The 10345-nt window shown below is 33.3% G+C and carries 11 protein-coding genes and 1 tRNA gene; 2 read left to right on the top strand and 10 right to left on the bottom strand.

What is annotated here, in order from left to right; translation table 11 throughout:
* Positions 1 to 188 precede the first annotated feature (188 nt).
* From AAC053_RS07145 to AAC053_RS07180, 8 genes are all read right to left on the bottom strand, one after another.
* Positions 189 to 923 carry a metal ABC transporter ATP-binding protein gene (locus tag AAC053_RS07145; protein WP_339754649.1) on the bottom strand — a complete coding sequence of 245 codons (735 nt, stop codon included), beginning with the start codon at positions 921 to 923 and terminating at the stop codon, positions 189 to 191.
* A 1-nt stretch (position 924) separates the two neighbouring features.
* Positions 925 to 1833 (bottom strand): zinc ABC transporter substrate-binding protein, encoded by a 909-nt coding sequence (locus tag AAC053_RS07150; RefSeq protein WP_339754651.1) that lies wholly within the window; start codon positions 1831 to 1833, stop codon positions 925 to 927.
* Positions 1834 to 1835: 2 nt separating this feature from the next.
* Positions 1836 to 2642 carry a transporter gene (locus tag AAC053_RS07155; protein WP_339754653.1) on the bottom strand — a complete coding sequence of 269 codons (807 nt, stop codon included), beginning with the start codon at positions 2640 to 2642 and terminating at the stop codon, positions 1836 to 1838.
* Positions 2629 to 3288, bottom strand: a complete 660-nt coding sequence (locus AAC053_RS07160) for a metal-dependent transcriptional regulator (RefSeq protein WP_339754654.1) — start codon at positions 3286 to 3288, stop codon at positions 2629 to 2631. The genes AAC053_RS07155 and AAC053_RS07160 overlap by 14 nt, the downstream gene beginning before the upstream one ends.
* A gap of 334 nt (positions 3289 to 3622) precedes the next feature.
* Entirely contained in the window at positions 3623 to 3763 is a 141-nt protein-coding gene (locus tag AAC053_RS07165; RefSeq protein WP_339754657.1) for a FeoB-associated Cys-rich membrane protein, read from the bottom strand.
* Positions 3764 to 5863 carry a ferrous iron transport protein B gene (gene feoB / locus AAC053_RS07170; RefSeq protein WP_339754660.1) on the bottom strand — a complete coding sequence of 700 codons (2100 nt, stop codon included), beginning with the start codon at positions 5861 to 5863 and terminating at the stop codon, positions 3764 to 3766. It lies immediately after the preceding gene.
* Positions 5856 to 6089 (bottom strand): FeoA family protein, encoded by a 234-nt coding sequence (locus AAC053_RS07175; RefSeq protein ID WP_339754673.1) that lies wholly within the window; start codon positions 6087 to 6089, stop codon positions 5856 to 5858. The genes feoB and AAC053_RS07175 overlap by 8 nt, the downstream gene beginning before the upstream one ends.
* 92 nt (positions 6090 to 6181) lie before the next feature.
* Entirely contained in the window at positions 6182 to 6862 is a 681-nt protein-coding gene (locus tag AAC053_RS07180; RefSeq protein WP_339754663.1) for an SCO family protein, read from the bottom strand.
* Between the two features lie 194 nt (positions 6863 to 7056).
* Here AAC053_RS07180 and rseP point away from each other — a divergent pair, with 194 nt between their 5' ends.
* Complete coding sequence (gene rseP, locus AAC053_RS07185; RefSeq protein WP_339754666.1) at positions 7057 to 8400, top strand: RIP metalloprotease RseP; 1344 nt, start codon at positions 7057 to 7059, stop codon at positions 8398 to 8400.
* 92 nt (positions 8401 to 8492) lie between these two features.
* A tRNA-Asn gene (locus tag AAC053_RS07190) sits at positions 8493 to 8566 on the top strand.
* A gap of 307 nt (positions 8567 to 8873) precedes the next feature.
* Here AAC053_RS07190 and AAC053_RS07195 read toward each other — a convergent pair.
* Together AAC053_RS07195 and AAC053_RS07200 are read right to left on the bottom strand one after the other, a co-directional pair.
* Positions 8874 to 9314: a nucleoside deaminase gene (locus AAC053_RS07195; protein WP_339754668.1), complete on the bottom strand. Its 441-nt coding sequence runs from the start codon at positions 9312 to 9314 to the stop codon at positions 8874 to 8876.
* 11 nt (positions 9315 to 9325) lie between these two features.
* Positions 9326 to 10285 (bottom strand): NAD-dependent epimerase/dehydratase family protein, encoded by a 960-nt coding sequence (locus AAC053_RS07200; RefSeq protein ID WP_339754670.1) that lies wholly within the window; start codon positions 10283 to 10285, stop codon positions 9326 to 9328.
* Positions 10286 to 10345: the final 60 nt, after the last annotated feature.

Raw genomic sequence — 10345 nt, forward strand, 5'->3', positions numbered from 1 at the left:
CAGAATCTGTTTGTTTTTTTCGTCATTGCGAGACTTTTTTAAGTCGTGGCAATCTGTTTGTTGGCAAACGGCATACATTATAAAGAGATTGCCTCGTCAATCGTGCCTCATTCCTCGCAATGACGTTAATTTTATGTTTTAGTTTTCATTAGTTTGAGTAAGTACTGCAAACTGAGACTGAATACTGCTTACTCTTGTATACTCACTTTATAATTAATACCATAAGTTTTAGTTAGGTTATCATCATTAAAGATATCCTTTACTGGTCCTGTGGCAATTTTTTTTACGTTTAAGAAAGTTACCCAATCAAAATATTCTGGTACGGTTTGTAAATCGTGATGGACTACAATAACTGTTTTACCAGCTTTTCTTAATTCTTTTAAAATATTGATAATTGCAATTTCTGTTGTAGCATCTACACCTTGAAAAGGTTCATCCATAAAATAAATGGACGCATTTTGCACCAACGCTCTTGCTAAAAATATACGTTGCTGTTGACCTCCCGAAAGCTGACTGATCTGCCTATTTTTAAAGGGAAGCATGCCTACTTTTTCAAGTGCTTCAAGTGCAGCTTTTTTTTCTTTTTGACCAGGTCGCTTTATCCAACCCAAACTCCCATAAGTACCCATCATTACAACATCTAATGCCGTTGTAGGAAAATCCCAATCTACACTTCCTTTTTGAGGTACATAAGCAACTAGTTGACGTTGCTTCTCATAAGATTTTCCATAAATACTAACACTACCAGCAATAGGTTTTAAAATACCTAAGATGGATTTTATGAGTGTTGATTTTCCAGCACCATTTGGTCCAACAATAGCCATTAATACTCCTTCGGGTATTTCTAAATCTATATCCCAAAGTACAGGTTTGTAGTTGTAAGCAACGGTTAAATCATCAATTTTTACAGCAATCTCTCCCATGTTAGTTTAATGCGCTTACTATAGTTTTTACATTGTATCTAAACATGCCTACGTAAGTTCCTTCTGGAGTACCTTCATTACCTAATGCATCAGAAAATAGCGTTCCACCAATTGAGACATCATGTCCTTTAGATTTTACTGCTTCTTGAAGTGCTTCAATCGTTCGTCTAGGAACAGAGCTTTCAACAAAAATTGCTTTGACTTTGTTTTCAATAATAAAGGCTGCTAATTTCTGAACGTCTTTTACACCAGCTTCGGTTGCGGTTGACAAACCTTGTAAACCAACGACTTTGAACTTATAAGCTTCGCCAAAATAATTAAAGGCATCGTGAGCAGTAACTAGTATTCTTTTTTCGGCAGGAAGCGCTTCAACTACACCTTTTACGTCCTCTTGAAGCTTATCCAGTTTTTTTAAATAAACAATCTCGTTAAGCTTATAAGTCTCGCTGTTATCAGGATCTTGCTCAGAAAGAACTTGTGCTACTTTTTTAGCAAATTGTTTAAAGTATGCGATATCAAACCATACGTGAGGATCAAAATTAGAGACAAAATAGTTAGAGCCGATTAAGTTTTTCTTATCGAGCTGACCTGCTAAGGCTATAGGCGTTTTAGTAGAACTCCCCATTTTTTCAAAAACCTCAACTAGCTTACCTTCTAAATGCAACCCATTATAAAATATGATATCTGCATTAACTAATTTTGAAACGTCTCCTTCACTAGCTTTATATAAATGTGGATCTACACCAGAGCCCATTAAACCTTGAATATTTATTACATCACCACCAATGTTTTTTACCAAATCAGTAATCATTGATGTTGTAGTGACGATGTTTAATTTTCCGTTGTCTTTGGGTTCGCTTTTACAGCTAAAAACTAATGTTATGACTAGTAATAATAGTGTTTTTTTCATATTTAAATTGTTTTTTTTAGTGCTCTGTAACTTAATCCTAATCCTAATAATAAATCTTGACCATCTGTAATACTTGTACCAGTATATATATCGAATTGTAAATCGTTAGAAGCTAAATAGGTGAAGCCTGCATCCCAATAATGATTGGCAGAATTGTCTTCTGGCAAATCACCATATAATTCGGTATAAAACCCAAATTTATCCGAAAGCCTATAACCATAGGCAATGGTATAAATTGCAGTAGTTTCAGGGGAACCATTTCCCCATTCGGCTCCAATATTATAACCTAAGCTAGATTTTTCGTTCAAGGTGTGTGACAGGGAGAATCTAAAGCCTACTCCCGTTGTTTCAGGTTTATAATCTGCTGAAGCACTAAATGCTGGAAACACATTACCAATAAGAGCAATTTCTGGCATTCCGTCTTTTTCTTCAGCAATATCAATTTTAACACTTAATAGCAAGGGGGAAAACCCACTTGTAACATTGTTTAATTTATTGCCATTTACTTTTGTTACTCCTTCTACAAAATCCCAACCTAAACGTAATTCGATATTGTCAAAAATTCCGTAGCGTACGAGCATAGTGTTATAGGTGAAGCTTTCTGATTTTATATTGTTTTTTTCATAAGACTCGTATAAACCACCTGTTTCTATTTGAAAAGCGCCTCTACCGACAGTTGAAGACGCTTCTGTTGCATCTGGCCTGTCCGTAACTATAGCTCCAGTATTTTCACTCTCTTGAGAAAAAGAAAATAGTAAACAAGCAAATAGTGTGATACTAAGTACTATAGACTTCTTAGTTAATAGCATTGACATAAATTAGGGTTGTAAAATTCTCGTTTAATAAAATTGTATTGTTCTCTACTGATAGTTCAGTCATTTTGTTCTTTTTGAATTGCTTTGATACTTTTACTTCGTGGCCATATTTTAATTTGTGATGTGCACAGAATTCAAAAAACTCTTTATCATCACTCATTAAGCGAGAAATGACGTATAGTTTTCCTTCTTCGGCATTTGAAAGTGAAATAGATGTATCTGTAGTTGTTATTTCTCCTTCTGCGTTAGGAATTGGGTCACCATGTGGATCAAATTTAGGGTGTCCTAAATAAGTGCTTATTTTGTTGGCTAATAAATCAGAGGTTTGATGCTCTAAAAGTTCTGCTTCTTTATGAATATCGTGAAGGGACATATCGAACATTTTAAACAAAAACGCCTCCCAAAGGCGGTGCTTTCTTACAATATTCAACGCCATTTTTATGCCTTTATCTGTAAGCTGTAGCTCTTGGTACTTTTGGTAATGCAATAAATTCTTTACAGCTAATTTTTTAGCCATATCAGTAGCTGCAGCATTAGAAATCCCAAGTTTTTTGGCAATATTACCAGGTTTGGTATTTTTAGCATCATGTGAGTTGTTATTGTAAATGGCTTTTACAAAATTTTCAATAGCGATTGACATTTCAGATAGCTTTAATTAATTTTTAAGTAAGCTTAAGTTTTTTTCAAAGGTAACTAAAATTATAACTTGAAACAAAATTTGTATCTAGTAATTAGAAAATTAGTTGAGGGATTTGGTTAGTCTTTACTCTGAATAAATGCCTTGATGACAAAAACCAAAAGAATCTCTATGCCTAAATAGAAAATACCGTATATAAGGTTTAAGTCAAAAATGGAAGTAAAAGCAATTACTGAAATTAAAAAGCCTATGCATAGAACTATGCTGTTGGTTAGGTCTTTTATAAAAGAGGTTTTATCTGATTTATAATCAAGGAAAAATGCGATTAGGATAATTATTAGCGACATCCGCAACCATCATCACTACCACAAGCTTTCGCGGATTTTTTCTTAGAGGACCATATAAACTTACGAACCAAAAAGAACAGAGCTAAAGCTAATGCTGAAAAGACTAATACGTTTTGAATAATTAAGTTCATTTATTTCAATATTTGAAAAGCTGCTAAAGCTACAAGATACGCAAAAGTACTCATAATTACTAGTTGATAGGTTGGCCATTTCCACGAGTTAGTTTCTCTTTTTACAATAGCCAATGTGCTCATACATTGCATTGCAAAAGCGTAGAAAAGTAACAGTGAAATCCCAGAGGCAAAATTAAATAAAGGCTTACCGGTTTTAACATCGACCTCTTTAGCCATTCTACTAGTGATTGTTTCTACTTTATCATTGCCTACACTATAAATTGTTGCTAAAGTACTCACAAAAACTTCGCGAGCTGCAAAAGAACTGACTATGGCAATCCCAATTTTCCAATCGTAACCTAACGGTCTAATGGCGGGTTCAATGGCATGTCCTGCAATACCAATAAAAGAATATTCTAGCTTATGCGATGCTATTTTTTGTTGTAGTTCGTCGTCAGTTAAGTTATCTAAAGCATATTGTTCTGTGACTATTGATTCAGCATTATTAAAATTCTCACTTGGGCCATAAGAGGCTAAAAACCATAGTACAATAGAAATCGCTAAAATGATTTTACCAGCGCCAAAGACGAAGAATTTTGTCTTTTCTAGCACAGTTAATGTTACATTTTTTAGCATTGGTAATTTGTAGTTTGGCATTTCTACGACAAAGAATGTTTTACTTTTTATTTTAAGAATTTTATTTAAAATCCAAGCAGAACCAACTGCAGCACCAAATCCTATAAGATAAAGTAGCATCAATGTTAAAGGCTGATATCCTAAGCCTAAAAAACGGCCTTCAGGAATAACCAATTCGATAATTATTAAGTAAACAGGTAAACGTGCAGAACATGTTGTAAATGGGGTTACCAAAATGGTAATCAAACGTTCTTTCCAGCTTTCAATATTACGCGTTGCCATAATTGCAGGTATAGCACAAGCTGCTCCCGAAATTAAGGGCACTACGCTTTTACCACTGAGTCCAAAACGACGCATAATTCTATCCATTAAAAATACGACGCGACTCATGTAACCGCTTTCTTCTAGAATAGCAATGAATAAAAATAAAAAGGCTATCTGTGGAATAAAAATCACAATACCACCAAGACCAGGAATAATACCTTCAGCAATTAAATCGGTAAATGCGCCTTGAGGCATAATATTTTTAGTCCATTCACTTAAATAGGCAAATGCACCATCAATAAATTCCATAGGTATTTGTGCCCAATCGTAAATGGCTTGAAAAATGGTTAGTAAAATCACAAAAAAGATGAGGTAACCCCAAACTTTGTGGGTTAAAATTCTATCTAGTTTTATGCGTAAATCTTTGGCTGTTTTAAGATCTATTGTTTGTCCTTTTTTAAGCGTATCGTTTATAAATTGATAGCGTTTTATTGTTTCTTTTTGTTGCAAACGTTTTAAATCTCCTTTTGCTTTTGTTTTAAAATTAGAGACTGCACTAATTGTCTTTCTGTCTGTTTTTCCGAAATTGACATCTTGAGTTATTACTAACCAAAGTTTATATAATAGCTGATTTGGAAATGTTTTTTTTAAATTATTAAAGTACTCTTCATCAATAGATGATGCATTTATACAAGGTTTTATGGATAAATCCTTATAATTTGTAATGAGCTCTTTAAGTTGATTTATGCCATTGTTTTTGCGAGTACTTATTAATGCAATTTTGGTTTTGAGTTGTTCTTCTAAATAATCAATGTCTAACGAAATGCCTTTATACTTCATTCTGTCAGACATATTAATAACCAAAATTGTTGGTATTTCTAAATCTTTTATTTGTGTGAATAATAATAAATTCCTTTTTAGATTTTCAACATCACTAACAACAACAGCTACATCAGGAAAATTTTTGTCATTTTTGTTAAGCAATAATTCGATGACAACATTTTCATCTAGCGAAGATGCATTTAAACTATAAGTTCCTGGTAAATCAATTATATGTGCTTTTACACCTCGTGGTAATTTACAAATCCCTTCTTTTTTTTCAACAGTAATACCAGGATAGTTTCCTACTTTTTGGTTAAGACCAGTAAGTGCATTAAAAACAGATGTTTTTCCGGTATTTGGGTTTCCTATTAAGGCAACATTAATCTGCTTACTCATTTACAGTCTCTATTAAAATGTGAATTGCAGTCTCTTTTCTAATTGCTAAATGAGAGCCGTTGATGTTTAAATACATTGGGTCTGCAAAAGGTGCGACTTGCACTAACTCAACAGAATTACCCGGCAAACAACCCATTTCTAGAAGTTTTAATGGAATATGAATAGAAGATACATCTGTAATAACACCTTGTTGCCCACGTTTTAATTCTGCTAATGTCAAGCTTATTCTTATTTAGATTGATTTTAAAGAAGCAAAAGTAAGAGAAAATTATTAGTGTAAAAAGAAAGGTAATACTTATTTGAAGGGTTTAACGATTTTTAAGAACCACCAAAAGATTTTAGAGTTTCAATATCCTCTAATAAGTGTTCTATATCCTCGGGTTTAGTACCGTCATAGAATCCTCTAATTTGTTGTTTATTATCGATGAGTATAAAATTTTCGGTATGAATCATGTCATATTCATCTCCAACTCCATCAGTCTTTACGGCTAAGTAACTTTTTCTAGCGAGTTCGTAAATCTGTTTCTTGTCTCCTGTAACTAAATTCCATTTACGGTCTATAACGCCTTTTTCTTTTGCATATTTTTTGAGTTGAGCTACACTGTCAATTTTAGGTGTTACAGAATGGGATAGTAACATAACATCATCATCATTAAGAATTTCTTTTTGTATTTGATACATATGATCTGTCATTATTGGGCAAATGGTTTGGCAAGTTGTAAAAAAGAAATCAGCAATGTAAATTTTGCCTTTATAGGTGTTTTGGGTTACAGTTTCACCATTTTGGTTTAATAAACTAAAATCAGCAATCTTATGATATTTTTGTTGGTATTGAATTGTACTGTCAACTAATTCTTCGCTCACCATTGCAGGCTGATAAATAGGCAAAGGTTTCTTAACGTTTAAAATATTGTATATAATGGCAATAATTATAAGGGAAAGGATTGAAAAGAAGATTCCGAAGTTTTTGTAACCTTTAAAAAACGAAAGGAAAGACATTTTATGAGTTTTAAAATTTTGTGATGCAAAGGTACGATTCGAGCTAAATTTTTTATGGTATTTTTAACACAAATATGAAGGTTTTACATAAGGATTTGTAAACCTGTGTTAAAAATAAATCGATTAGAAATGCAAATTTCTTCTAAGTGACTCTAAAACCTTATTTTTGCAAATCGAAATTTGAAAATGACTACATGGAATTTGTTATAAAAATATCTCAATTTTTACTCAGTTTATCTTTGCTTATTGTATTACATGAGCTTGGACACTTTATCCCAGCAAAACTTTTTAAAACTAAGGTTGAAAAATTTTATCTCTTTTTTGATGTAAAATATTCACTATTTAAAAAGAAAATAGGTGAGACTGTTTATGGTATTGGCTGGTTACCACTAGGTGGTTATGTAAAGATAGCCGGAATGATTGATGAGAGTATGGATAAAGAGCAAATGGCTCTACCTCCACAACCATGGGAATTTCGCTCTAAACCTGCTTGGCAACGTTTAATTATAATGCTTGGTGGTGTTACGGTTAATTTTATTTTAGCTTATTTCATTTACGTCGCTATGTCATTCACTTATGGAGACACAGACATTACTACTGAAAGTATAAAAGATGGCTATTGGATAGAGAACCAACTGCTTTTAGATGTTGGCTTTAAAACGGGTGATAAAATAATAGCCATTAATGACGAGAAGGTAAATACATATTATGAGGTAAGAAAAAATCTAATAAATGGCGAGAAGTACTCTATAATTAGAGATGGCATTAGTAAAGTGATTAATCTTCCCGAAGATTTTCTAGGTCAATTATCATCTGCAGAAAGAGAGAATGGTACGTTTCAATTAAGAATTCCATTTATGGTTGGTAGTTTACCAGACACATCAGTAAACGTGAATGCAGGCCTACAGAAAGGCGATATTTTACTAGCTGTTAATGGTAGTGATTTACGTTATTATGATCAATTTGAATCTAGAATGTCAGCCTATAAAAATCAATCTGTAAATGCCACATTTTTAAGAGGTGAAGAGAAAATAAATACAACATTAAAGATTGATACTAATGGGAAAGTCGGAGTTTTTCCTGCTACTCTTCCTTCAAGATTTGCTGAATTAGGCTATTACGATGTGATTCATAAGGATTACACTTTTTTAGAAAGTTTTGGTGGAGGTGTAGACAAGTTTAAGGGTCAGGTGTCTGGATATTTTGATCAATTAGCAAAAATATTTTCGCCAAGCACAGGAGCGTATAAAGGAGTAGGTGGTTTTAAGGCTATTTTCGATATTTTCCCTGCGGAATGGGTTTGGCAAGATTTCTGGGGTTTAACAGCTTTTTTATCTATTATGTTAGCGGTTTTAAATCTATTGCCAATTCCTGCATTAGATGGTGGCCATGTAGTGTTCTTGTTATTCGAAATGGTATCTGGTCGTAAGCCAAGCGAAAAATTCTTAGAGCGTGCCCAAATCGTAGGCTTCTTTATTTTAATTGCCTTAGTCTTATTTGCTAATGGGAATGATATTTTTAAAGCTATTACCAATTAATTTTTTTAATCGTAGCATAAAAATTAATATTTCATTTGGTAAGAATAGAAAAAATGATTTATATTTGCGCTCGCTAATGCGAAAAACAACCTTCCTCTTTAGCTCAGTTGGTTAGAGCATCTGACTGTTAATCAGAGGGTCCTTAGTTCGAGCCTAAGAAGAGGAGCATACAAAGCCATTACGAAAGTAGTGGCTTTTTTGTTTAAATTCATCTTATGAATCATTGTCGTTACATTCTACATTCTAAAAAACTAACACGCAATTATGTTAGTTATAGTTAGGATTTAGGCGCTCGTTTTATCTTTTATAAAAATTCAGAATCTAGGAAATTTACATACGATCAAAAGATTGGGAATTCTATTATAAAATTGATTGCATCAGCTAATCACAAGGTAGAGCAATTGAAGCTCACATTAAAAAAATGAAAAGCAGTATTTAAACCGAGAATCTTTTAAAAGATTCTGAGATTACAATTAAACACCAATATCCTCGTTCCAAAGTTCGGGACGGTTTTCTATAAACTCCGTCATCATAGAGATGCAACTTTGATCATTTAATACAACAACTTCGACACCATTAGCCCTTAAGTGTTCTTCAGCACCCAAAAACGTTTTATTTTCGCCTATTACTACTTTAGGAATACCATATAGCAAAATAGCACCTGTACACATTTGGCATGGTGAAAGCGTAGTGTAAATTACAGACTCCTTGTAAACTAATGCTGGTAGTCTGCCTGCATTTTCTAGAGCATCCATTTCGCCATGTAACACAACGCTACCATCCTGAATTCTTTTATTATGACCTTGTCCTAATATTTTTCCATTATGAACAAGTACACTGCCAATTGGAATACCACCTTCTTGTAACCCTTTTTTTGCCTCGTTGATAGCTATTTTTAAAAATTCATTGTGCATATAATATTTGTTTAGGGTTCTATACGATATTTTAGCTTTAACTGCGTTAGCATTTCAATAGTCATAACCTCTAAATTATAATTTTCTTTCCAGTTCCAATCTTTACGTGCTATGCTATCATCAATAGAAGATGGCCAGCTGTCTGCAATAGCTTGTCTAAAATCGGGTTTGTATGTAATTGAAAATTCCGGAAGCTGTTTTTTAATACTTTCAGCAATTTCTTTAGGTGTAAAACTAATAGCAGCCAAATTATATGAAGACCTAATGGTTAGATGCTCAACAGGTGTTTGCATAAGCTCAGTAGTTGCTTTTATGGCATCCGCCATAAACATCATAGGTAGGCTTGTGTCCTTAGACAGAAAACATTCGTATGTTCCTATTTTTAGGGCTTCATGATAGATTTCTACAGCATAATCTGTAGTGCCTCCTCCTGGCATTGCTTTGTGGCTTATAATACCTGGATAACGCAAACTTCTTACATCTACACCATATTTGTTGTGATAATATTCGCACCAACGCTCACCAACTTGTTTGGTAATACCATAGACGGTTGTAGGCTCACAAATGGTATGTTGAGGTGTGTTTTCTCTTGGAGTTGTAGATCCAAATACGGCAATACTACTTGGCCAAAATATTTTTTTTATGACTCCATCTTTTGCTAGATTTAAGACATGAAATAGAGCATTTGTGTTTAAATCCCAAGCTTCCATCGGGTATTTTTCTCCAGTAGCACTTAGCAATGCAGCCATTAAATAAACCGTATCTATATTGTGGTTTTTACAGCAGTCTTTTATAGCGTTGAAGTTTTTGGCATCTATAATTTCAAAAGGACCCGAGTTAACTAAGTCTAAATTTCTTGTATTAATATCACTAGCAATGACGTTATTAACGCCATAAATTTCTCTTAGTTTAGTTGTAAGCTCTGTTCCAATTTGCCCACAAGCACCAATAATTAATATTTTTGAAGACATTGTTTAAAATTAAATTATCCTCAAAAATAGCAAGAATTTGGGTGCCTTAATATTAAAATT

This window comes from uncultured Winogradskyella sp. (assembly GCF_963975125.1).
Classification (GTDB): domain Bacteria; phylum Bacteroidota; class Bacteroidia; order Flavobacteriales; family Flavobacteriaceae; genus Winogradskyella.

Coding starts and splice junctions, on each gene's coding strand:
- AAC053_RS07145 (WP_339754649.1), bottom strand. CDS start 923: ATGGGAGAGATTGCTGTAAAAATTGATGATTTAACCGTTGCTTACAAC.
- AAC053_RS07150 (WP_339754651.1), bottom strand. CDS start 1,833: ATGAAAAAAACACTATTATTACTAGTCATAACATTAGTTTTTAGCTGT.
- AAC053_RS07155 (WP_339754653.1), bottom strand. CDS start 2,642: ATGCTATTAACTAAGAAGTCTATAGTACTTAGTATCACACTATTTGCT.
- AAC053_RS07160 (WP_339754654.1), bottom strand. CDS start 3,288: ATGTCAATCGCTATTGAAAATTTTGTAAAAGCCATTTACAATAACAAC.
- AAC053_RS07165 (WP_339754657.1), bottom strand. CDS start 3,763: ATGAACTTAATTATTCAAAACGTATTAGTCTTTTCAGCATTAGCTTTA.
- feoB (WP_339754660.1), bottom strand. CDS start 5,863: ATGAGTAAGCAGATTAATGTTGCCTTAATAGGAAACCCAAATACCGGA.
- AAC053_RS07180 (WP_339754663.1), bottom strand. CDS start 6,862: ATGTCTTTCCTTTCGTTTTTTAAAGGTTACAAAAACTTCGGAATCTTC.
- rseP (WP_339754666.1), top strand. CDS start 7,057: ATGGAATTTGTTATAAAAATATCTCAATTTTTACTCAGTTTATCTTTG.
- AAC053_RS07195 (WP_339754668.1), bottom strand. CDS start 9,314: ATGCACAATGAATTTTTAAAAATAGCTATCAACGAGGCAAAAAAAGGG.
- AAC053_RS07200 (WP_339754670.1), bottom strand. CDS start 10,285: ATGTCTTCAAAAATATTAATTATTGGTGCTTGTGGGCAAATTGGAACA.